Source organism: Microcoleus anatoxicus (assembly GCF_042465725.1).
In the GTDB taxonomy this organism is placed as follows: domain Bacteria; phylum Cyanobacteriota; class Cyanobacteriia; order Cyanobacteriales; family Microcoleaceae; genus Microcoleus; species Microcoleus anatoxicus.
This window is the reverse complement of sequence record NZ_CP120853.1, coordinates 465,018-485,740: the sequence shown is the minus strand read 5'-3', so window position 1 is coordinate 485,740 and position 20,723 is coordinate 465,018. Positions and strand designations below refer to the sequence as shown.

24 protein-coding genes, 2 tRNA genes and 1 pseudogene are annotated in these 20,723 nt (G+C 43.0%); 8 read left to right on the top strand and 19 right to left on the bottom strand.

What is annotated here, in order from left to right:
- The first annotated feature begins 18 nt into the window (after window positions 1-18).
- The 3 genes from P2A85_RS02230 (at window position 19) to P2A85_RS02220 (ending at window position 2,270) form a co-directional block, all read left to right on the top strand.
- A complete protein-coding gene (locus P2A85_RS02230; protein WP_340521747.1) occupies window positions 19-786 on the top strand; it encodes a phycobilisome rod-core linker polypeptide in 768 nt (255 codons plus the stop codon).
- Window positions 787-1,154: 368 nt separating this feature from the next.
- Window positions 1,155-1,433: a CpeR family transcriptional regulator gene (locus P2A85_RS02225; RefSeq protein WP_340521746.1), complete on the top strand. Its 279-nt coding sequence runs from the start codon at window positions 1,155-1,157 to the stop codon at window positions 1,431-1,433.
- Between the two features lie 171 nt (window positions 1,434-1,604).
- A complete protein-coding gene (locus tag P2A85_RS02220; RefSeq protein ID WP_341737571.1) occupies window positions 1,605-2,270 on the top strand; it encodes a HEAT repeat domain-containing protein in 666 nt (221 codons plus the stop codon).
- Between the two features lie 187 nt (window positions 2,271-2,457).
- Here the strand turns inward: P2A85_RS02220 and P2A85_RS02215 are convergent, their stop codons facing one another.
- The gene (locus P2A85_RS02215) at window positions 2,458-3,036 is read right to left on the bottom strand and encodes a phycobilisome protein (RefSeq protein ID WP_377477274.1); all 579 of its coding nucleotides are present in this window, start codon (window positions 3,034-3,036) and stop codon (window positions 2,458-2,460) included.
- A gap of 326 nt (window positions 3,037-3,362) precedes the next feature.
- On the opposite strand from P2A85_RS02215, the gene P2A85_RS02210 reads away from it, so the two are divergent.
- Window positions 3,363-4,097 carry a 15,16-dihydrobiliverdin:ferredoxin oxidoreductase gene (locus tag P2A85_RS02210; RefSeq protein WP_377477273.1) on the top strand — a complete coding sequence of 245 codons (735 nt, stop codon included), beginning with the start codon at window positions 3,363-3,365 and terminating at the stop codon, window positions 4,095-4,097.
- Between the two features lie 7 nt (window positions 4,098-4,104).
- Window positions 4,105-4,836, top strand: a complete 732-nt coding sequence (locus tag P2A85_RS02205; protein WP_377477272.1) for a phycoerythrobilin:ferredoxin oxidoreductase — start codon at window positions 4,105-4,107, stop codon at window positions 4,834-4,836.
- Window positions 4,837-4,961: 125 nt separating this feature from the next.
- Here the strand turns inward: P2A85_RS02205 and P2A85_RS02200 are convergent, their stop codons facing one another.
- The 4 genes and pseudogenes from P2A85_RS02200 to rfbC all read right to left on the bottom strand — a co-directional run bounded on the left by P2A85_RS02200 (window position 4,962) and on the right by rfbC (window position 9,270).
- A complete protein-coding gene (locus P2A85_RS02200) occupies window positions 4,962-5,936 on the bottom strand; it encodes a glycosyltransferase family 2 protein (protein ID WP_377477271.1) in 975 nt (324 codons plus the stop codon).
- Between the two features lie 61 nt (window positions 5,937-5,997).
- Entirely contained in the window at window positions 5,998-7,794 is a 1,797-nt protein-coding gene (locus P2A85_RS02195) for a hypothetical protein (protein ID WP_377477270.1), read from the bottom strand.
- A gap of 79 nt (window positions 7,795-7,873) precedes the next feature.
- A pseudogene (rfbD, locus tag P2A85_RS02190) lies at window positions 7,874-8,721 on the bottom strand (dTDP-4-dehydrorhamnose reductase).
- Window positions 8,722-8,724: 3 nt separating this feature from the next.
- Entirely contained in the window at window positions 8,725-9,270 is a 546-nt protein-coding gene (gene rfbC / locus P2A85_RS02185) for a dTDP-4-dehydrorhamnose 3,5-epimerase (protein ID WP_377477269.1), read from the bottom strand.
- A gap of 49 nt (window positions 9,271-9,319) precedes the next feature.
- Between rfbC and P2A85_RS02180 the strand changes: the two genes are divergently transcribed.
- Complete coding sequence (locus P2A85_RS02180) at window positions 9,320-10,000, top strand: class I SAM-dependent methyltransferase (RefSeq protein ID WP_377477268.1); 681 nt, start codon at window positions 9,320-9,322, stop codon at window positions 9,998-10,000.
- A gap of 90 nt (window positions 10,001-10,090) precedes the next feature.
- Here the strand turns inward: P2A85_RS02180 and P2A85_RS02175 are convergent, their stop codons facing one another.
- The 3 genes from P2A85_RS02175 to P2A85_RS02165 form a co-directional block, all read right to left on the bottom strand.
- Window positions 10,091-10,552 (bottom strand): peptidoglycan-binding protein, encoded by a 462-nt coding sequence (locus tag P2A85_RS02175; RefSeq protein ID WP_377477267.1) that lies wholly within the window; start codon window positions 10,550-10,552, stop codon window positions 10,091-10,093.
- 39 nt (window positions 10,553-10,591) lie between these two features.
- Entirely contained in the window at window positions 10,592-11,230 is a 639-nt protein-coding gene (locus P2A85_RS02170; RefSeq protein ID WP_377477266.1) for a HesA/MoeB/ThiF family protein, read from the bottom strand.
- 278 nt (window positions 11,231-11,508) lie between these two features.
- Entirely contained in the window at window positions 11,509-12,336 is an 828-nt protein-coding gene (locus tag P2A85_RS02165) for a hypothetical protein (protein WP_377477265.1), read from the bottom strand.
- 184 nt (window positions 12,337-12,520) lie between these two features.
- Between P2A85_RS02165 and P2A85_RS02160 the strand changes: the two genes are divergently transcribed.
- Complete coding sequence (locus P2A85_RS02160) at window positions 12,521-12,913, top strand: DUF4189 domain-containing protein (protein WP_377477264.1); 393 nt, start codon at window positions 12,521-12,523, stop codon at window positions 12,911-12,913.
- Between the two features lie 118 nt (window positions 12,914-13,031).
- Here P2A85_RS02160 and P2A85_RS02155 read toward each other — a convergent pair whose 3' ends face one another.
- Window positions 13,032-13,367 carry a hypothetical protein gene (locus tag P2A85_RS02155; protein ID WP_377477263.1) on the bottom strand — a complete coding sequence of 112 codons (336 nt, stop codon included), beginning with the start codon at window positions 13,365-13,367 and terminating at the stop codon, window positions 13,032-13,034.
- Between the two features lie 273 nt (window positions 13,368-13,640).
- Here P2A85_RS02155 and P2A85_RS02150 point away from each other — a divergent pair, with 273 nt between their 5' ends.
- Window positions 13,641-13,895: a DUF433 domain-containing protein gene (locus P2A85_RS02150; protein ID WP_371117378.1), complete on the top strand. Its 255-nt coding sequence runs from the start codon at window positions 13,641-13,643 to the stop codon at window positions 13,893-13,895.
- A gap of 86 nt (window positions 13,896-13,981) precedes the next feature.
- Here the strand turns inward: P2A85_RS02150 and P2A85_RS02145 are convergent, their stop codons facing one another.
- The 10 genes from P2A85_RS02145 to P2A85_RS02100 all read right to left on the bottom strand — a co-directional run bounded on the left by P2A85_RS02145 (window position 13,982) and on the right by P2A85_RS02100 (window position 20,669).
- A complete protein-coding gene (locus P2A85_RS02145) occupies window positions 13,982-14,608 on the bottom strand; it encodes a Uma2 family endonuclease (RefSeq protein ID WP_377477262.1) in 627 nt (208 codons plus the stop codon).
- 58 nt (window positions 14,609-14,666) lie between these two features.
- Window positions 14,667-14,984, bottom strand: a complete 318-nt coding sequence (locus P2A85_RS02140) for a type II toxin-antitoxin system Phd/YefM family antitoxin (protein WP_377477261.1) — start codon at window positions 14,982-14,984, stop codon at window positions 14,667-14,669.
- Between the two features lie 70 nt (window positions 14,985-15,054).
- A complete protein-coding gene (locus P2A85_RS02135) occupies window positions 15,055-16,494 on the bottom strand; it encodes a hypothetical protein (RefSeq protein WP_377477260.1) in 1,440 nt (479 codons plus the stop codon).
- 163 nt (window positions 16,495-16,657) lie between these two features.
- A complete protein-coding gene (locus P2A85_RS02130; RefSeq protein WP_371117372.1) occupies window positions 16,658-17,164 on the bottom strand; it encodes a hypothetical protein in 507 nt (168 codons plus the stop codon).
- Window positions 17,165-17,247: 83 nt separating this feature from the next.
- Window positions 17,248-17,316: transfer RNA gene (locus P2A85_RS02125), tRNA-Leu, on the bottom strand.
- A 50-nt stretch (window positions 17,317-17,366) separates the two neighbouring features.
- Window positions 17,367-18,059 carry a hypothetical protein gene (locus tag P2A85_RS02120; protein ID WP_377477259.1) on the bottom strand — a complete coding sequence of 231 codons (693 nt, stop codon included), beginning with the start codon at window positions 18,057-18,059 and terminating at the stop codon, window positions 17,367-17,369.
- Between the two features lie 273 nt (window positions 18,060-18,332).
- Window positions 18,333-18,399: transfer RNA gene (locus tag P2A85_RS02115), tRNA-OTHER, on the bottom strand.
- Window positions 18,400-18,893: 494 nt separating this feature from the next.
- Window positions 18,894-19,094, bottom strand: coding sequence for a hypothetical protein (locus tag P2A85_RS02110; RefSeq protein ID WP_340517046.1), 201 nt, complete (start codon window positions 19,092-19,094; stop codon window positions 18,894-18,896).
- A gap of 121 nt (window positions 19,095-19,215) precedes the next feature.
- Complete coding sequence (locus tag P2A85_RS02105; protein ID WP_377477257.1) at window positions 19,216-19,416, bottom strand: radical SAM protein; 201 nt, start codon at window positions 19,414-19,416, stop codon at window positions 19,216-19,218.
- Window positions 19,417-19,700: 284 nt separating this feature from the next.
- Window positions 19,701-20,669: a GNAT family N-acetyltransferase gene (locus P2A85_RS02100; protein ID WP_377477256.1), complete on the bottom strand. Its 969-nt coding sequence runs from the start codon at window positions 20,667-20,669 to the stop codon at window positions 19,701-19,703.
- Window positions 20,670-20,723: the final 54 nt, after the last annotated feature.

Genomic DNA, 20,723 nt, shown 5'->3' with positions numbered 1-20,723 from the left:
ATTTGTAGGAGAAAGTCAATGAGTGTTGTTTTAGATGCGCCCGTAGAACTATGGTCTACTAGCAGCTCCGACGATAAACAGGCCGTAATTCGCGCCGTTTACAAGCAAGTTTTGGGTAATCCTCACGTCATGGAAAGCGAGCGCCTAACCGTCGCCGAATCCCAATTATGCGATGGCGGCATGACTGTACGGGAATTTGTCCGTGCTGTAGCTAAATCCGACTTCTATCGTAGTCGGTATTTTGAATCTTGCGCTCCCTACCGCTTTGTCGAACTCAACTTTAAACATTTGTTAGGTCGCGCTCCCTTAGACCAAGCAGAACTATCTGAGCATATCTGCACCTGTATCGAAAAAGGCTACGAGGCAGAAATTGATTCTTACCTCGACAGTCAAGAATACCAAGACAAATTTGGCGAAAATACAGTCCCCAATTATCAAGGCGCAAAAAGTCAAGTCGGACAAAAGCAAGTCGGCTACAATCGCACCCTGTCCCTATATCAAGGTTATGCAGGCGTTGACAGTGCCTTTACCGCTTCTCGCTTAGTAGATTTTGTCGCTGGTAATAGCGGTAACAAAATCACTTTACCAACCACCGGCGGTCGGATCAGCGCTTACAAAGATGCCACCGAAAAGATGTTCAAGATTTTAGTTAAAGGGGCTAAATTTGATAGCCCTCGCCGACTAAGTAACACTGAATATCTGGTGTCCGGTGCAAAGATGACTCCGCAAATTCAGCGCATTCATCGTGCAGGCGGCAAAATTGTCAGCATCACGGAAGTAGTTTAAGAATTCACAACTTGATGAAGGGAGTATCCCCAAGTCAGTAAATTGACTGTTTGTAGCACAGGCATCTTGCCTGTGCTATGGAAATGGAAGACCAAGATTCTCCACAAATTCTGTCAATTCGTGGTTGTAACAGCTATCACATTTTACAGTCCCGGACGAACATAATTTTTTAGTTTCTCTGGAGCGAGTTAATTATTCGCTCTTTTTATATGAAAAAAAGCTACAAGCTTGATTGATAGAAGAACGAATCAGGCTTTAGTTATCTAGGACAGAAGGGAAAATTCTATAGTTGAAGCGCGTCCAGGACTGTTTCTAAAATCTCAAATCTTAAATCTTAAATGGTATTACCACCCATAGCGGACAAAAAAATGCAGGCTTGGATCAGAAGTCGTCACTTAATTTTTTCCGGTCAGTTTCTGATTTTTGAAACCTTAGACTATCCAACAGTTGAGCGATTTGAGGAATGTATCATTAGTCTAGGAGGGTGTTTAATTTCTGTGGAACCCAGCAAACGAGTTTGGATGGGAAATCATCGACAAGTTATCCTTTATCAAGCCAAAGGTAGTTTGCATACACCTCACCATGAACTGCGACAATATTGGTTTAAATATGGCAGTTTTCAGACTAGATTTGATGAGAGAGTTTAGAAGAAGGAAGAAGGAAGAAGGAAGAAAGCCCTTCGACTACGCTCAGGGTACAAAGAAATGCCCTTCGACTACGCTCAGGGTACAAAGAAAGGCCCTTCGACTACGCTCAGGGTACAAAGAAGGAAGAAGCAATATTTCTGTTACAGTATAAGAAACTTGTGCTTTGTGGTTATGGATATTCACGAAATCGAAGCGTCTCTAGAAAATTCTGACTTTCAGTATCGACTCAAGGCGATCGCAGCTCTCAAAGACTATACACCAGAAATAGCCGTTCCCTTACTAAAATCGAAACTCAACGACCCTGAATTTTTAGTACGTTCCTTTGTCAGTCGGGGATTTGGGCAACAACAAAGCGCCGAATCCTTCGCCGCACTCCTCCAAATCATCAAACTTGACAACACCCCCAATGTCAGGGCCGAAGCCGCGAATTCGCTATCTCTATTCGGGAGATGCGCTGCATCTCATTTACTGCTGACTTTTATTCAGGATGACCACTGGCTGGTGCGTCGCAGCATTATAGCAGCCCTGGTAGACATGGAGTGCTACAACGAACTTTTTGAAGTTTGTCTCGAAGCATTAGCTGGCGAAGATATGACCACCCAGGAAGCTGCTGTGGATGCACTCGGTGCCTTAGCTGGAACAATTCAGGAACCGGCCGCACTTTCTCAATTATTGACGCTGGCTAATTCTGAGTATGAAGGAATTCGTCAGCACACTGCATCTGCTTTGAAGCATTTTGATACTCCCCAGGCGAAGGAAGTTTTGAGTCAACTTCGGCAAGACTCCCATCATCAAGTAGTTGGCGCTGCTTTAGAAAATTTGCTTGAGAACAGTTAAGAAGAAGGAAGAAGGCCCTTCGACTACGCTCAGGGAACGCTTCAGGAAGAAGGAAGAAGGAAGAATTTCTTGAATCTCTACTAGACTTCTCCAATAATACTAAGCCAGAAACCGGGTTTTTATGAAAATATAGGCTGGACTGCGAAAATATGGGTGAAAAACCCGGTTTCTTGAATCCCCTGGGTACTCAAGCTTGACTAAACTGTTTTAAGGCACTGATTAAATGGTCAAAATTGAGACCCAATAAATCCTGTTCTTCTGAACTAAATTGCTGTAAACTGACTGTTTTTAACTGTTCTAATCCACAGAGCATCGCTGGCACCGGAACTCCCAATTCTTGATAAAGTAGCTCCATATTTTTGAGTCCTTCCTGGCTGAGGAATTCAGGATTTTTCCCAGCAACTCCATAGGTGACGGAGCGCAAGAAATGCCAAAAATCTCGCCAACAGGCTTCAGCACGAGCCGGAGGATAGAGGTCATTTCCTGGTTCGGCGATATTCGGAAATTCTGCTAATACCTTTGCTCTGGCATTGGCAACCAAATCAGGAGCTTGCTCTCGCAGCAATTTAGCTTGTGCTACCATTAAAGAATTATCTGAAACCAGATTTTGAATGCGTTCTAAATCTTCGTCGGTGAGATATTGACCTCGATTGTCTGCTGCTTGAAAAATGGCGATTACTTCATCGGAATAGAGATTGTTCCAAGTGGCAAAACTGACGATTCTGGCTTTGGGAATTAATTCTTTGGCTCTTTCACTTAACTGCATAGTTATTAAAATTGCATTCTGGTAGTTGGAGACAATCCAAGTTATAGACTAGAATTATGAAAATTTGTATTAAATTTTGTTACAAATATGAAATTTGCACAGGGGAATATGGTAAAAAGTCTTAGTTAGATTGCTCCCCAACTGTCAAGAGCTGGCCCCATGCCTACTCCACAGGAATTATGGGAAATATCTATTACAAAAGTTCGAGCGAAAGTTTGGTTTCATAACGAAATATTACTTTGTTAGCTAAAAGAGAGACGAGACTTCGGGCGATCGCCTATCATCCTGTATTTAGGGAAAACCTCTAAGGGGCTAAATTATCATCTATGTTTAAGCCATTTCAACAATTTTTAGAAAAAGAACTGTCTGAGAATTTTGCACTAGAGAGTCGTCCCATTCCCTCTGGTTTGGAATCAGTGGTGAGCGAAAGAGGCAAAAATCCAGCCACAATTCAAAGTTGGTGCTATCAATGCCCTCAATTGCGAAAAATTCGCTACACATACATCGATGCTGGGGAAACGGCGCAAATTTTCAACAGCGTTATTTATCCTAACTATAATTACGATGTACCCTTGCTGGGGATAGATTTTTTAGCGTTTGGGAAAAAGAAAATCTTGGTAGTGATTGATTTTCAGCCCTTATTCCGCGATCGCCCCTACATAGACAAGTATATCGAACCATTGACCGAAATTCGCAGTAAATACAGCGCCTTGGTACAAGACTTAGAAATGAAGTTTTATGATGCCAACCAGTATTTTTCCAAAAATTTGCTCTTTGCAAAAACCGACGCCGAAACAGTGGTAAACCAATTGTTTCCCGCCTATCAAGAATACGTCCAGTTGTATTGTCAAATGCTACACCAAGCTTCTGTACTGAAGACTCCCGAAGAAGTTCAGCGGATTGTGAAAGCACAGAAAGATTACGACCAGTATAGTGCAGAAAGAGACCCCGCATCAGGACTATTCAGCAGCTATTTTGGCCATGAATGGTCAGAGAAATTTTTGTACGAGTTTTTGTTTGAAGATGCTGTTCCCTTAGCGATTCCCGCCGGGGCAAAATAAATTTAACATGACTCTATATCAGCCATTTTTAGATTACGCAATTCCACTGATCACGGAACGACTTGACCTAGCTCCTTATCCGATTCCAGCAGGTTTTGAAAGTAAAGAAGCTATCACCGGGAAGGGGAAAAAAGAGCAGTTGGTTGTGACTACCAGCCATGCTTTCAAATCCTCAAAACTGCGGCAGATTCGGGCCGCTCACGTTCAGGGTGGTGATGCTCTCCAGGTACTGAATTTTGTAATTTTCCCCCAAATAAATTATGATTTGCCTTTTTTTGGGGCGGATTTAGTAACTTTGCCGGGGGGACATTTGATTGCTTTAGATATGCAGCCACTATTCCATACTCTGGCTTATCAAAAGCAATACTCCGATCCGATTTTACCGCTTTTTAACAAGTATCAAACAGACTTACCTTGGGGTGGGGATTTTCCTGAAGAGGCAAAACCGTTCTTTTCTCCGGCTTTTCTCTGGACTCGTCCCAAGGAAACGGAGGCTGTGCAAACTACGGTGTTTGCAGCTTTTCAGGATTATCTACAAGCTTATCTCGATTTGGTCGATCGCGCCGAACCAGTCACAGATAGCCAGAGATTAGCAGAAATCCTTCAAGCTCAACGGAATTATATCAATTATCGTGCTGCTAAAGATCCGGCCAGGGGGATGTTTTTGCGGTTCTATGGTGAGGAGTGGACTGAGGAGTATATTCACGGTTTTCTGTTCGATTTGGAACGGCATTTATAGAGCTGATTTTCCATAACTTTATTGAGGATAGTATTGGCGATCGGGTTAACCCCGATCGCCAATACTATAATACATTGCTCCGGCGACAATTAATCCACCTTGCCCTTGGGGGGGTTCTTCTTGCTTCAAATATCAATATCAGAATCATCAATAATTTCACAAATCTGCTTATCCACATAATCAGCATCGACATTTCGCGCCATCAACTCCGCCAAAATACCCAACGAAATCAATTGTACCGACAGGATTGTACACAAAATCCCAAAAAATAACAAAGGTCGATTCCCGATCGGACCAAAATTCATCCCTCCCAAATTCAAAAACCAAATCACAATCAAATAACTCAGTGAAACAGTCCCAATCAAGCCAAAAAACAACCCTAAACCCCCAAACAAATGACCCGGTTTCTGTAAATAATGCGTCGTTGCCAACACCGTCAACAAGTCCAGAAAACCCCGTGCATAACGTTCCCAGCCATAATTAGATTTTCCATGTTTGCGGGAATGGTGTTCGACAACCACTTCCCCAATTTTAAAACCCAAATTGTTTGCTAAAGCCGGAATGTAGCGGTGCAATTCTCCGTACAATTTAATAGATGCTAAAACTTCCTGGCGATAAGCTTTAAAACCGCAATTCATATCGTGCATTTGTACGCCAGTTACCAAACACGCCACCGCATTAAACAACTTGGAAGGTAAAGTTTTAGAAATTGGATCGTTCCGCTGTTTTCGCCAACCCGAAACTAAATCAAATCCCAATTCCAAATGGTCTAAAAATCTAGGTATTTCCGCCGGATCGTCCTGAAGATCCGCATCTAGAGTAAAGATGATTCTGCCTGATGAATTGCGAAATCCGGCTGCAAGGGCGGCTGATTTGCCAAAGTTGCGACGCAGTTTAATGGCTTTAATTAGTTTGGGATTATTCCTGGCTAAATCTATGATTTCTCGCCAAGAATAGTCGCGACTACCGTCGTCTATGAAAATTACTTCGTAATTGTCTATTCTGGTTTGGGTCATCACAATTTGGATTTTTTCAAACAGCAATTTTAGGGTTGCTTCTTCGTTGTGAACGGGGATGACGAAACTAAGGTGTTTTTGCATATTTTTTTTGACCGCAGAGGGCGCAGAGAGGGAGATTTGAGAGGGGTTTTTGGGTGGGTTTTTAATTTTTATTGATGGTTTGTGAATTTCGCAGGGCTACCCAGCCTTGGCGGTTTTTGAATGATGCGTAGGCTGTTAAGAATTTGTCGGTTGGTGATGTCTGAATGTAGCCTCTCCAAGCTGCGGATGCGTAGGATGGGCCAAATAAATTAACTAAATCGGGGCGGGGGAATCCTGACATGGCGAAACCTCGAACGACATTTTCTTGGTTGAGGATGGCTATACATTTTACATTGTTTTCTGGGTCTCCTATCCAGCCAATTACTCTGCCGGCACTGGGTGCGAGTTTGGTGATTATATCAAAGTATCCTGGTACTCCGTCTTTGGGGGCTGATAGTAAGTTTGGATCGATTTTTGTATCTAGTGTTGCACAGAAGTTGTGTTGTTTAATGTCTCGGTTAAATGGCACTAAATTATGAGTTTTTAAGGCATCGATTAAGCCGATGAAAGCTGCTGGTCTGTTGCCTACTTTTTCTTTAATTAAGGTGACATCGGTGATGCCTAATTGTAATGATAATGCGACTAAGGGTTGATAGGTTGCTCTCTGGGCGATCGCACTTGCTATGTCTCCTCCCACGCCGTACATTAATACGATCGCTATTGTGGTGATTGCTAACAGCGATGTCAGCCAACGTGTTTGGATTCTGGGAGTTAGTTCTGATTGGCGTACCCACAATACCGTGAGGACAATGGTGCTCATCCAAAACAGGGCCGGCAGTGTGGCGTAGCGGGAAGCGGTGGCTTGTTCGACTCCAAATCCCGATCGACTAACGGCAGCCATTAACGCTGTTTGCAAGGTGTAAATCTGGATTGATAGCCAAGGTAGCCACTCGGTGCGATCGCTCTTTTTACCAAACAACCAATAACCCACAAAAATCGTTACAGCTATCAAACCAATGATGCCCATAATTGAGGCTATCGCAATATTTTCGCTAAATATTCCGCCTAAATAAGTAGGAATATATTCAACAAATTTTAGGGGGTTAATTTTGGTTAAAGAAGGGTGATGAGCGGGGGTTTTATAAGTCAAGAAATAAGTCACAAATACCGCAATAGAAACACCAAAATACAAATAAATAACTTGTCTAGGAAAGCGCAACACCATAGCAGTAGCACACAAGATTGGCCACAAAGCTAAAGGAGTGCTGTAACTAATACAACCTAAAATACCAAAAATAATGCTACCAATTACCCACTTATCTTGTAACGAGGATAAGGAGGGCGGCGGCACCGCCCCTACGGACAAATTTTTCGCATAGGATTGCAAACAAAATATCGCACAAATTACAAATAAATTAGCAATTATCCAATGTACACCACTAAATCCCCGCATCCAATTATGAGCGGCTGCGGGAGTAAAATTAAAAATAGAAATAGCCACTATAATGAAGATAAATTGCACGGGAAAACGGCTAATTTTTAAAGGTAGCAAAGCGATTAATACGTGGCACTGGATTAAAGCCAAAAACCAGGCAAATACACATAAACCGATATTTGAACCTTGGGTAATAACTATATTCAAGGCATAGATAATTGCTGGAATCAAGACAAAATGCTCGTTGGCGCGAAAGATCCAATTCAAAGGATTAGTGGAAAAACCATCGACTGAATAGAAATTCCATGTCATCCACCAATAGTCAAAATTAGATAAATCTCCGGCTTGCGATATCAGGTACAAAATATAGGAAGCTGGTATGATAATCCCTAGAACTGATGCACCAATTAAAACATATTGTGGCTGGAATTTCATCGGATTTTGAAACACGAATGGTGTTGACTTACAACGGGGCTGTTGCATTTTTTGTAGGGGCGAAACTTAGTAGGTGAGGGTAGGCACGCACCATCCACTAACCCTACCAAACTCGCCCCCTCAATGTTTATTTGACTTCTCTTGCCAGCATTTGCCGGAGGGATTCCCGCCAATAGGGAGGATAGGTGCCGAGAATTCCTGATATTTTCACAGGTGAAAGGACAGAAAAAGCCGGACGTTTTGCAGGTGTTGGATATTCCGCTGTTGTAATCGGAATTACCCGCTTAATTTTTAGGGGAAAGCCCAGTTTTTCTGCTTCTTCAAAAATGGCGATCGCCAAATCATACCAACTACAAACTCCGCTGTTTGTATATTGGTAAGTTCCGAAAATTTCGGGTTGAATCTGAGGAATTATCTGGGAAATTGCCGCCGCTAAATCTCCTGTCCAAGTAGGACTTCCGATCTGATCTGCGACTACTCGAATTTCTTCCCTGTCTTTGCCCAACCTTTGCCACCGTTGCCATAAACCCAGGCTGTTCTAATAATAATGTGCCGATTTCCGGCTTGTCTAATTGCTTCCTCGCCAGCTAATTTTGACTTGCCGTAACTTCCCAGGGGATTGGTAGAATCTGTTTCTCGATAAGGATAACCCTGGCTGCCATCAAATACATAATCGGTGGAAATATGAATCAATGTTGCTCCCAGTTTTTCGCATTCTTCGGCAATAATGCCAGGGGCGATGCCGTTGACAGCCTGTGCTAATTCTGGTTCGGTTTCTGCTTTGTCTACAGCAGTGTAAGCGCCCGCATTAACCACTAAATGCGGTTGAATTTCAGCTATTGCTTGACGAATAGTTTCGGGTTGGGATAAGTCGAGACGAGCGCGATCGACTGCAATTACTTCTCCCGAATATAATAAAATTGGCTGCAATTCTTGAGCGAGTTGTCCGCTGCCACCTGTCAGTAAGATTTTCATTATCTAAAACACTTGAGCTCTTTTCAATGTTTGTCCGGCTTTGTCTTTAGCTGATAAAATTGGTTTGGCACCATCCAGGGGCCAATCGATCGCCAAATCTGGGTCATTCCAGAGGATACACCGCTCGTGACTTGGTGCATAGTAGTCTGTAGTTTTGTACAAAACTTCCGCAGTTTCAGAAACGACTAAAAAACCGTGAGCAAATCCCGCCGGCACCCAAAGTTGCTGTTTATTTTCAGCACTCAGCATACAGCCCACCCATTGTCCAAAAGTCGGCGAGCTTTTTCTAATATCCACAGCTACATCAAATATTTCGCCACTAACTACCCGCAGCAATTTGCCTTGAGGCTGCTGCAATTGGTAGTGCAATCCGCGCAGCACATTTTTAGACGATTTGGAATGATTGTCTTGAACAAAATCTGCCGTCACACCAGTTTTTTCTCCAAAAGCTTTGTGATTAAAACTCTCAAGAAAGAAACCGCGATCGTCTCCGAAAATTTTCGGCTCAATTATCAAAACTTCCGGTATTTCGGTAGATATAACGTTCATAGTTGCCTGGGATAGTGATAAAGTCATACTTACTGAATACTATCTTACTATGAAAGCTGACGGATATCTCAAAAAATTGTACGCTAATCGATTTGATTCCAGACAGATGGAAGCTAAGGTATTGCTTTGGAAAGTATTAATTGACGATTTTTTACAAAAATATGTTCCCTCGCAATCATCTATTTTAGATATTGGTGGGGGCTACTGCGAGTTTATAAATCAAATTCGGGCAGAGGAAAAATGCTTAATTGACCTCAATCCTGATTCAAAAATATTTGCTAATGCTGATATTAAAGTGCTGAATATTGATGTTTTAAATTTAGGCGATCGCCATTTATTTACCGAACAGTTTGACCGCATTTTTATCTCTAATTTTTTTGAACATTTGAAGAATAAAGAAGAATTAGTCCAAATTATTTCATTTTGCTTTGATTCTCTCAAGTCTAACGGTTCTCTTTTGGTTATTCAGCCCAATTTCAAATATTCTTACAGGGAATACTACGATTTTATTGACCATCAATTACCGATTACGCATTTATCGCTGCAAGAGCTTTTAGAAACTGTTGGTTTTCAAATAGATTTGATGATACCGAGATTTTTACCATTTTCTACTAAAGGTAGACCAGCCTCGCCGTTGCTGTTAAAAATTTACTTGAAACTACCTTTTTTATGGCAGTTTTTGGGAGGGCAAATGTTTGTAAAAGCATCGAAAAAATCCCGCGGCGGTTAAAACCGCCGCGGACTAAGAAATAAGGGAGTATTTGAGGGATGATTGATTAGCAAAACTGACTTAAGAAATTGTATTGCACGGTGCTTGAATTTACAAACTAGCAAATAGTCTGTCCCAAGTTTCTCCCCCGACAATTCCATCTACCGGAAGGTTAGCTTGTCGCTGAAATTTTTTCACTGCTGTGAGAGTTGTTGGGCCGAAAATGCCGTCAACTACGATCGGCTGTGGGCACAAACCTCGCGCGTTTAATAATTTTTGCAGCTTTCTGACATCTTCTCCTCTCGATCCGTGTTTTAAAATCCTTTTGTGCGGTTTATGAGATTTTTTTTGGGGTTCGTGGCAATCATTTGTGCGGCAAACTGCGTCGCCGCTAGAAGCATAATTTGCTCCACCGACGCCAGTCAAAACTAATAGGGCTAGAACTGCTAGTAAAATAGAAAATGTTTGTTGTCCGACCATAATTTCCCTGTTAACTTTCTTAAGCTTATTTTGCGTGTTTGACGATCGCCTTTGAGAGTTAGAAACCGGATTTATGGGACAGAGGTATCTCATCTCATGCGATCGAGTTTCTGGCAATGGCCACTAGACATTCTACAATATAAGTGGTCTTACTGCAAAATCTTCGATCGTGCAAGTTAAATTTTGTTGCTCCCTGGTAGCGACAAATGCCACAATTACTTCGCAAGCAACAGCAACTGTCAGCATCACTAAGTTTCTCGACAACGGGTAATCGCAAACGTCATCATTTGCCGGTGAGGGAACGCGATAGTGTTCGTTCCAAATTATTTCGGAGTAATCGGTGGCTAATCCGACATGGAGGCAAGGAACGGAGACACTTGCACAGTAATCCTTGACTGCTTGTCGTCCTACACTGTTATCAAAAGTATCAACGATCGCGGCGCTGTTGGCAAGTAGTCGATCGACATTGGCGGATGTCAATTCTTTTGAGTGCGTCTCTATTTTGACTCCCAAAGCGCGGTAAAGATTGTGGGCGAGAATTTTGGCTTTGAATGCGCCGATATCCGATCGATAATACGGTTGAGTGGACAAATTGCGTTCTTCGATGCGATCGCGATCGACTACAGTTAATTGACCAAATCCCGATCGCGCCAAATTTTCTGTAATATTAGCACCCAAAGCGCCTGCACCGCACACGGCAATAGGGAAGTTTTTAACCATGGACATCACCGACGATGTTCTGTACAATTGTTCGTGAAAAAAAATACTCATAGTGATTGGGAATTGGGAATTGGGAATTGGGAATTGGGAATTGGGCATTGGGCATTGGGCATTGGGCATTGGGCATTGGAATTAACACAAATAACCAATAACAAATAACCAATAACAAATAACCAATAATATCAAATCCGGTAGCATCTGAATTATTCAGATCTACTCTCTCCCTCTGTGTCCTCTGTGTTCTCTGCGGTTAAATCATTCCGATCTAACTCGAAACGATATAACCAATAAGCAATAACTATTACCTATTACCTATTACCCATTCCCGATTATCTATCCTCGACTACACCAACTAAAGACTGCAAATCGAAATTTCTGTCTAATCCACTCAGACAAATGCCAGCACTCATCACAGTCAAATCATGCTTAGCAATAGCAGAAGAATGTCTTTCACCAGTGCGGCTAGTCCATTCCACCAGCCAATACTCATCGCGATCCCGAAAACCTTGTAATTCTCCTCCCCCCAAGTGCAAAGCCCGCTGCAAGCGCTGTTCATCCCTAAATTTATGGTCAAACTCTTTGATATTTTGTGTCACCAATTCATAAACAGTTGCCATTTCCGGTGTCATGCCTTTAAAGCGTATTTGTTGAGGCAAATTCAACTGTTTTAAAGCAGCCCTTAATTCCTCAGCAGGCAGAGGATCTGCCCGTCGATCGATTTCCTCAAACCACCAAGAATGACCATCCCATCTAGCAACTATTGGCTCAAACTGCGAGCCTTCAGTTACCAGATGTACGGCTACGGGTTTAACAAAACCAGTGCGCTGTTTTACATCAGATTCATTAACAGGATAAGCCAGCCAAGTTTGCCCTCTTAGTACATGAGCTAATTGCAAACGAATTGGCACAAGCAGTTGTAAATACTCTGCCATTTGTGCCCAATCTGGCTCTGCGACTACGGCAGCATTTTTCTCATTTATTGGTTGAAAAATACCCCAGCCTTCAAAGTTGCGAGGCTGCGGTTGAAACCTGTAAATCATTCCATCTATCCTTGTCCGCACCCTTCCCCCTCCCACGCAAGGTGCTAGGAATTGGGTATCGAGGAGCTTTCCTGCTTGGGCGGCAAGTTGGTTGAGGATTTTGCGGATATCAGTCATCGGATTTTAGAGTTAAAATTTGGGATTTGAGATGAGACTTTTCCCCTAATTCTCGTGGCCCCTGACAGCCTGTTCAATACAAGGTTTTTGGGAGTTGCTTATGGGGGATATTGACATTGCTACCGAGGCTGATTTAATATTGGTCAAGCACAAAAATATCACTCTGTAAAGGCAGCCACTAAATATGTTTCAAAAGCTATTTTCTAAGTGTGTTTTAGCGACTGTTTTGACATTGCCACTCCTGTTATGTGCTCAGACAGCTCAAGCTCAGGATAAACACGGAGCTACTGCTTATTCTGCCACTTCTGATGCCACGGGTATCAGTTGGGATCATGCTACAGAACAAGAAGCACTAGATGCAGCAGTAGCCGCCTGCAATCAGCATAGTGGAGGGGCGAACGACTGCGAACCGCTGACATCCAACACTAATAACTGTGGAGCTATTGTCGTTGGGAAAGGAGGAGCTGGTGCCGGTTGGGGTGACGATAAACCATCAGCAGAAGCTCAAGCTTTGGCGGCTTGCAGCGAATTACCAGGAGGAAGTTGTAAAGTGCAGCTTTCTGTTTGCAATAAATAATTAAACTTCTGGATAAATTGTGTAAAAAAGAGTGTATATTATAAAATATAAAATACACTCTTTTTTATTTTTAATGACTTGTGATTGCATCTTTAAAGGTAGGTGCACTATCAGCACCTTATCCCGGATTATCTCCCATTTCAGAAGTAACTACATCGGGTTTTAGCAAACTTTCTAATCTATCTTTAGACCAATATTCAGTTGGATAAGCGACTGCAATAATATCCGAAAGTCGAATCAGCCAAGTGACTTGTCCATAAGAATCGTTATTTTCCCCGTGTTCGCTAGGGGAAACAATTACCAGAATTTCGGCAAACTCCTTGGATAAATTAATGGGGATGCCGCCGAAACTGCTATTATTTGTTTTCATCCAAACTTTACTGCCTCTGTCGAGAGCTTCTTGCAGTCGTTGGGAGAGCAAACAGGATTTTTTGACCTTAGACTTTTTTGTCATAGTGCAAGCTCAAGTAGTTGTACTGTGTGTTAAGATCGAGGGCGATCGGCATTTTTACTCACTAAACCGACAAAAGCAAAAATGGCGATCGAACTCGCTGCTCCTTACTCTACTGTATAAGAAATTGACCGAGTGCGATCGGTATAAAAAATTAATTACCAGGGAAATCGCCCCTAGTCTTAATTTATCAGCTTCCTCAGACCTCCCTTGGTCTATCTGGCGATAAAATACAGTATAATTGGCTGCATATTCCCCAATCGTTTAAGCAAAAAAATGGACTGGCGAAAGCAAATTAATTTCGGCACTAAAAAAGTACCAGCCCAACCTGCGGTTCCAGAAACTCGGTTGTCTGTAGAATTTCTGCTAGGGCTGTTTGCTGCGGGATGGACGGAACAACAGGTGTTAGAAAAATATCCTGAACTCACTTCCTCCAAGTTGTGTGCAGTTCTAGCTACTGCTGATTCAAAGTTAGTATCATCTATAGCAAATCCTGAGTTACTAGAAATGATCGAGAGAACGATAGAATAATTGAAAATAGGGAAAAATAGGGAAAAGATTCTTACTTGAGGATATTGACGGAGATGTTTGGGAGTAAAGTACATCTCTAGCAGTTTTCAATTTCTACCTAAACTTTCTCTAACTCTTTCCCGAAACTCCAACACCGCCTCCAGCGGATCTGGTTGCTCCACATAATATGCTAGAAGTTCTAAATCTAAATCCGGCAACAATTCACTTTGGTGAATTTTTTCATATTCATCTCCTCGAAGATGATAAACCTCAAAGCGATGATTTTTCCAGAACCAAACCTCTCTAATTCCGAGCTTTTTGTAAACTGCTAACTTATCTACACCACCGCTGCTGAGTACAACCTCGATCGCCAAATCAGGAAACTCTTTCTCTGTACCGATACAATAGCACTCATCCGGTTCTGTACCGCCCTTTTTTGCTTGAATCCGAAAGGTAGTTGAACCCAATCCCCAAAACCGAGTCCGTGTTTCTTGAAAATACGCTTCTAGCAGCATCCCAATATTGGTTTTATCTCGATCGTGACGGCGACTTGGGGCCATAATTTCCAGCACTTCATCTAAATAAGTAACCCGATACCAAGGACTATCTCCGAGTTGAGTCAGTAATTGTTCATACTGTTCCCAACTTACCCCACTGGTAATAAATCTTTCCACTGGATCTTCGGTGAAAAGCTCTAATTCGGTTGCTAAATCTTTGATTAATATTGAAGTCACCAACTGCTCCTCCCAAATTTAGAGTATAGTAGAAGATTGTGATTTTGTCATCAAGGATTTAACTGGCGATCGCTACCTCATTTTCAGTATCATCCTCTTCATCAGGCCCAAATTTTTTGCAAATTTCATCGAGCGTCTGAGGTTGAATGACTCTTGCTTTAGCTCGCTTCAGTGCTGTCAACAAACGAGTTGCATTAACAGGCGATCTCAACAAATAAAGAGTTTCTAGCAAACTTTCTAATTCGACCTCAGACATCAAAACCGCATTTTTGCCGTTAGGTCTAGTAATAACTATTACTTCCCCCGTTTCAACAGTGCGATCGCAGAGATTTTTAAAATTTGCTTCAGCGTCAGTGTATGTAATCTCAGTTGACATACAATTCTAACTCCCACTAAATTTGCGAGGATAGCCCGCCAGCTTAACTGACGAGCCATGCCCAATTATATCACTTATCATCCCTCACCGGCAGCGAAGTCTCCAGAATTTCCATCAACAATTCCAGCCGCGAAGGACGACTCAACATCGGCACTAAATTCGGCAGCGAGTAGTAATCTCCCGCAAACGTAAAGGTTTCTACCGCTACTTGTTTGTCCTTTAATTGCTTCTGGACATAATTGCACCAAGCGCCAACTCGCACAATCACCACATCAGGAATTACCCCCAAACTGCGGCAGTAATTTTGATAAGCATCCGCCAAGTAAGGTGCAGAGTTTTCGCCTTCATCTGTGACTATGATGAATTGCTCAACTACCTGCTTTTTAATCCGCATTGCTTCCACCGCGCAACCGCAACTTGTGCCGCCGCCAGCGCGAATGTGCTTGAATGCGCGTTCCCAATCGGTCAATTCGCTACCGTTTGCTTGCACTGGGTAGGGCATGGTGTCAAAGGCGTAGACGAACAGTGCAGCGTCGGAAATGCCCGATATTAAAGCAGCGAGACGCTTCCCAACATCGATCGCACTTTCCATACTTCCCGACTTGTCAATCAACAAACCCGTGGCTTTGGCAATTTTACCGCGCTTTTTCACCTGTTCGTTGGTCACTGCTTCCAGTTTCGCTACCGTTGCTGCGTCAAAGTTGGCGCTATCAGTTGCTACACTGGCTTTGTAAGCAGAAACCCGCGAGCTTTTTGCCGCTTCATCCAACTTGGAATCAATCAACTGCTTGACTTCCGGGTGATCCATGGCGCCGCGAGACTGGATGGATTTCAGGTTGTTGATGACTTCCTGGGGCGACATGGAGTTAATCAACGCAGCTAAAACTGTTGGTGTTAGCATTTTGATCGCACCAATGGCGATCGTATACGGAATCTTGTACTCAACAATCAAATTCGCTTGTTCGGTGGCTGTTGCAGCCTTAGCTAACCGTTTCAAAACGAAGGCTAGAGAGTCTTCTGGCGGATTGTTTTGGAACAGAATCGCCGACGCCCGATCGCTCGGTTTGATGTGTAAAGTCGCGTACAAGTGCTTCATCGCCTTGCGACTGCGGAGGGCGGCGCGATCGAAAAACTGCGGATTTTTTTCCCGCGATTTCAGATAGCGAGTGACAGCAGTGCGCGCACTCCGAGGCACCTTATTTTGGTGCTGCTTCATGAAGTCTACAATCCGCGAAACCTCGTAGGGAGGAAACTGTTGCAGCATCATGAAACCGGCATCTCGGTGTTCTGTCAGCGCCGAAGTCAACAAGTTTCCGACAAAAACTTCCTTGTGGTCGCGCACGTCGCCTTGATGCTGATACCACACTGCTAAATGACCGTAAAAAATCGGGTCTAATTCGACAATTAGTTTGTGAATTTCTGCTACTTTTTCTAATTGACGGTGGGGTGTTGTGAGCAGACTGTTGAGCATTTCTAAACGTAAATCGCGCTCTGCTGCATTCATATTCATTGGTTTTACCTAATATTTTGCACCTATTGCCTTAGTCCGCCAGGGATTGAAATCCCTGGCTCAAAGCTGAAGTCCTCTAAAGAGGACTGAAATGCGTTTTTCCGAATTTGTTTGCTGTGAGTTCTAAACAAAAACAAATATCTTTAGTCCTCTTCAGAGGACTTTAGCTATTAGACAGGGATTTTAATCCCTGGCGGACTGTTTCGGAGTCGAGTGACTTCAAATCGGGTTCAACCCAATGATTGCGGGCTTCTGAAGACATCAGGCGATCGCGCGTGTAATAGCGAAATGGTAAAGTGCGTGAAGCGGAGCTATCCCGTAGGGAATCGGCATATTTATCAATCAAACCGTTAGCCAGATGTACGATCGAGCGATTCCGGCTTTCATCGGCGAGATACTGGCGAACAATTCGCACCCAAAACAGCGTTAGAGTTTCGTGATATCCGCCATCTTTTGTGCTTTCAATTCCGTGAGCCGAGTTGTAACGTTTAATCCCATTCCGAATTGCATTTATTGCTTCTGTTTCTGAATCGTAAAACAGATACCACAGAGCAACTGTTAAATGCGCTTCGTGATTCCATTGATTTCGCGGCAGACTGCATTCTTGGAAGGCGTGAATCAGACTGTCTATCTCCTTGGGCGATCGGTAAATTATAGTTGTAGTTTTCATAATTTAATTCTCCTTTGTCACCACTTTCGGTTCTAAAAGTTATAAAAAAAAGCACTTCGCGCAAGTTAAAAAAGTCGTTGATTCACACACAGGATTTGAACCTGTATATACTCGATCTTAAGTCAAGCGCCTTACCGTTTGGCTAGTATGTAAACTTTCCCGATCGGGGCGCGAAGTGAAAATTTCGTGTGTACTAAAGACTTCAGTCCTTATTTTTAGCTAGTCGTTCCATAATGAACTTAATTTGCTTCTTGTTGCATTGACGTTTAGCCACAACGTACTTCTCCCGGTTGACAGAAGACTTATTTTTGGTTATCCCCAAGGGTTCAATATCTGCCAGCTCGATCGCATACCACAAATCATTTATTTTCTGATAATGATGATAAGCATCTATGAAAACAAAATCATCCGGCTTCTTTTCTGGTACTTTCCGAATCCTCTTAGCTAAGCAAAGAATTCCCGTCTCAGGATGGACATAAAGTTGCCTGTACCAATAACCAAGAGGAAGAGCTGTATTATAAAATTCACGACTTTTTCGATAAGGAACCCCATCAATTAACACTGCATTTCGTTCCACATATTGCCATACATGAGAGACAATATGTTGCCCAGATAACGTAGTGATATCGAGGATTTGACAGAGTTTGCTGTAAACATCATCCCAATACTCACCTACATGAGATTGCAGCCATTGGTACAGCGGTCCCAGACAATCGGAAAACCATTTGGTCTTTTTTATCGGCTTAATTAAATAAGGGCTAAGCAGTCCATCTGTAGTAGCTTCTTCGGTTAGTTTTATCAGAGATTTTTTTTGCCCTTTCACCTTTCTTAAGCTGATTCTCAGCCCTCCACGAGGGCGCTCGATCACATTTTCTGCTAAGCGATGTTCGCTCATAACTCCACTATTTATAATTATCAGAAGTTCCGCGCAAGTTTGGAAAGCATTTATGACATACCGATCGCTCTACCACTGAGCTACAGCCTCTCAAACGAGACTGGCAGGATTTGAACCTACGACTAATCGGCTTAATAGTGTGTAAGCGCTTTATCTGTTAGGGCGCAGAACAGGATTATCAAACATCGAAACTATTTACTAAATCCTTGTGTTTTTTTTGTCGATTGTTATAGCAGTGAAAGTCACTTCGTGCAAGTCAAAAAAGCCGTTGTTCATACGCAGGAGTTGAACCCGCAACCTTTTCTTTCAAGAGAAATGCTCTACCAAGAGCTAGTATGTAAGCTTCCTTTTTTAGGGCACGAAGTGTTTGTTTCACTACCTGACAGATACCCCGCACAAGTCATCAAAGCTTTTAACTATGTGCTCTATCCGTTGAGCTACATCCCCAAGATGGGGATGATAGGAGTCGAACCTATTACCTCTGGTTGAGAAAACCAAAAAGTGTGTAAGCTTCAACTGTTGGGGTGCGGTGTAGCAGTTGTTTAAATCTAAAAAATTCAGGTATAAGAGGAGGCGCACAAGTCAGAGAAGCTATTTTTAAAACCCCTCTCCAAGAGGCGGAGAGGGTAGGAATCGAACCTACTGTACGATGTTTAGTCGAACGTTACCAGTTTGTAAGCTTCTTTAGTTGGGGTGCGCCGCCTAATAGCCGAGCCGAAATCCTGGTTAAATACCCCCTTTATTTCTTAGTCTGCGGAGGCAGACTTCGTTTGTATAGTTGCGGTTTTAACCGCCGAACGATCGAGGGGGTAGCCAACTCAGATAGCTGATTTTCTAGCCGTAAACGGCTTCTGGGCGCACAATTAAATCGCCCGAAGGACGGCGATCGAGCACGTAGGACTCGAAGCGATCGCCCTTAACATCAAAATGCTTGGCCAGACGTTCCTTAATGGCTTGTTCGCTCATTCCTGTCGCGATACCCAGTTGGTTTTCTGCCACATCATAGGAACGTCCTTCAAAACGAATGTGAACCATTACTGATACCTCCTTGAGCGATTTGAGATTTGGGATTTTGGATTGGTAGCCTGTCTGCTCTTTAGTCTGGCATTTATTGTCTCATCAAATCCAGTCCTATTTCCCCAAATAGGGCTGGATTTTACTGAAATAAACGCCGTTCTAAGTGATAATGTTGTTGGATGTTGCGGATTTCTTCAGTCTGTTTGGCCGGTTCAGTTTTGGCAGAATTTTCCTGCTCTGAATCCGCTTTTTCTGCATTGGATTTAGGCTGATTCGGTACAATCTCTGGCTCAGACGGAGGCAGTTTGTAACTGAAAAATGTGGTGTAAAGTAACAACATGACAATCTAGTCTCTGTTACAAGACTTTCAAATTGATGTTCCTTGAAATTTCGATTAGTTATTCAGTTTTCAAGGTTCAGAATTTTACGGAAAATACAGGTTTTTGCTTTTCCTGCCCTTTCCATATTTATATACTACATTTGTATTACACAGGTGTCAAGGGGTTGGGAAAAGTTTTTTGTCAGGATTGGGGACTCGACCAAAGAAGCTGGGTTTTTCACCTAATCTGTGGCTGTAGCGAAGTATTTTCGTCGATCGAACCCGGTTTGTAGACTTCCACAGGACTATATAGATCGAAGTTCTTTGACATAGGCTATGGTATTGCGAATATTGTGGAAACCAACAGATTCGTAAAGCCGCAGGGCACCGGACTGATTATCGGCATCGACTCCGATAATGGCTGTTTCGATACCGACAGCTTTTAGCCGGTGTAAGCCAGCCAGCAACATTGCTCGTCCTAATCCGATGTTACGGAAGCCACGTCTTGTACCCAGAGACATAATCCAGCCTTCATTGCGACCGGTGCGATCGCACTCTTCGATACTGATTTCACAGTGACAAAATGCTGCGAAAGTGCCGTCAAGGGCGACTGCAATTAAGTCTAAATCCTTTCTGTAACTGGGTTTGGCTAAATCGTATTGGAATTGTTCTACTGTTAAATCGTGGTGGTTCCAGTGGTCGATAAATGATTGGTTGAACATTTCTACCCAAGCGATCGCATCCTGTGCGCCCCGAAACTGACTGAGGATGAAGCCTTTGGGGATTTTTGGTTCTGGGATTGGTTGAGAGATCGATCGCGCCATACGACAAAAATGGCGATCGGCCTTGAAACCGCAATTTGCTAGCAGAGAAATGCGATCGGTATTTTCCGCGCGCACCCACGATCGCAGTTTCACTGGTATACCTCGTTCTGTTTGCACTTCCCGCATCCGCTTTTCTCCCCAAGCCACTGCTAGGGTTTGAATATTGCCCGATCGCGCGATCGGGTGAACGCAAAACCACAGCCAACCGTCAATCATCTCCCCAGATCCAGAAATCGACAACTGAGCAAAACCGATGAGTTTTCCCTGACTGTCTTCCCAAATGCAGATATCGCGATTTTTGTCAAGGGATGGTTGATTAAATTTTTGTTGCAATTCGGAAATGGAAGTACCTTCTTCGAGGCGATCGACTTGTTCGCAAGTATGGATCAAATGGGCGATCGCCTGTAGGTCACTTTCATCCACGTAGGGTCTGATCGACACATTTAACATATATATAGTTGACGGTTGACGGTTGACTGTTTGAACAATACCGATGCCACCAGA

Coding starts and splice junctions, on each gene's coding strand:
- P2A85_RS02230 (WP_340521747.1), top strand. CDS start 19: ATGAGTGTTGTTTTAGATGCGCCCGTAGAACTATGGTCTACTAGCAGC.
- P2A85_RS02225 (WP_340521746.1), top strand. CDS start 1,155: ATGCAGGCTTGGATCAGAAGTCGTCACTTAATTTTTTCCGGTCAGTTT.
- P2A85_RS02220 (WP_341737571.1), top strand. CDS start 1,605: ATGGATATTCACGAAATCGAAGCGTCTCTAGAAAATTCTGACTTTCAG.
- P2A85_RS02215 (WP_377477274.1), bottom strand. CDS start 3,036: ATGCAGTTAAGTGAAAGAGCCAAAGAATTAATTCCCAAAGCCAGAATC.
- P2A85_RS02210 (WP_377477273.1), top strand. CDS start 3,363: ATGTTTAAGCCATTTCAACAATTTTTAGAAAAAGAACTGTCTGAGAAT.
- P2A85_RS02205 (WP_377477272.1), top strand. CDS start 4,105: ATGACTCTATATCAGCCATTTTTAGATTACGCAATTCCACTGATCACG.
- P2A85_RS02200 (WP_377477271.1), bottom strand. CDS start 5,936: ATGCAAAAACACCTTAGTTTCGTCATCCCCGTTCACAACGAAGAAGCA.
- P2A85_RS02195 (WP_377477270.1), bottom strand. CDS start 7,794: ATGCAACAGCCCCGTTGTAAGTCAACACCATTCGTGTTTCAAAATCCG.
- rfbC (WP_377477269.1), bottom strand. CDS start 9,270: ATGAACGTTATATCTACCGAAATACCGGAAGTTTTGATAATTGAGCCG.
- P2A85_RS02180 (WP_377477268.1), top strand. CDS start 9,320: ATGAAAGCTGACGGATATCTCAAAAAATTGTACGCTAATCGATTTGAT.
- P2A85_RS02175 (WP_377477267.1), bottom strand. CDS start 10,552: ATGAGATACCTCTGTCCCATAAATCCGGTTTCTAACTCTCAAAGGCGA.
- P2A85_RS02170 (WP_377477266.1), bottom strand. CDS start 11,230: ATGAGTATTTTTTTTCACGAACAATTGTACAGAACATCGTCGGTGATG.
- P2A85_RS02165 (WP_377477265.1), bottom strand. CDS start 12,336: ATGACTGATATCCGCAAAATCCTCAACCAACTTGCCGCCCAAGCAGGA.
- P2A85_RS02160 (WP_377477264.1), top strand. CDS start 12,521: ATGTTTCAAAAGCTATTTTCTAAGTGTGTTTTAGCGACTGTTTTGACA.
- P2A85_RS02155 (WP_377477263.1), bottom strand. CDS start 13,367: ATGACAAAAAAGTCTAAGGTCAAAAAATCCTGTTTGCTCTCCCAACGA.
- P2A85_RS02150 (WP_371117378.1), top strand. CDS start 13,641: ATGGACTGGCGAAAGCAAATTAATTTCGGCACTAAAAAAGTACCAGCC.
- P2A85_RS02140 (WP_377477261.1), bottom strand. CDS start 14,984: ATGTCAACTGAGATTACATACACTGACGCTGAAGCAAATTTTAAAAAT.
- P2A85_RS02135 (WP_377477260.1), bottom strand. CDS start 16,494: ATGAATATGAATGCAGCAGAGCGCGATTTACGTTTAGAAATGCTCAAC.
- P2A85_RS02130 (WP_371117372.1), bottom strand. CDS start 17,164: ATGAAAACTACAACTATAATTTACCGATCGCCCAAGGAGATAGACAGT.
- P2A85_RS02120 (WP_377477259.1), bottom strand. CDS start 18,059: ATGAGCGAACATCGCTTAGCAGAAAATGTGATCGAGCGCCCTCGTGGA.
- P2A85_RS02110 (WP_340517046.1), bottom strand. CDS start 19,094: ATGGTTCACATTCGTTTTGAAGGACGTTCCTATGATGTGGCAGAAAAC.
- P2A85_RS02105 (WP_377477257.1), bottom strand. CDS start 19,416: ATGTTGTTACTTTACACCACATTTTTCAGTTACAAACTGCCTCCGTCT.
- P2A85_RS02100 (WP_377477256.1), bottom strand. CDS start 20,669: ATGTTAAATGTGTCGATCAGACCCTACGTGGATGAAAGTGACCTACAG.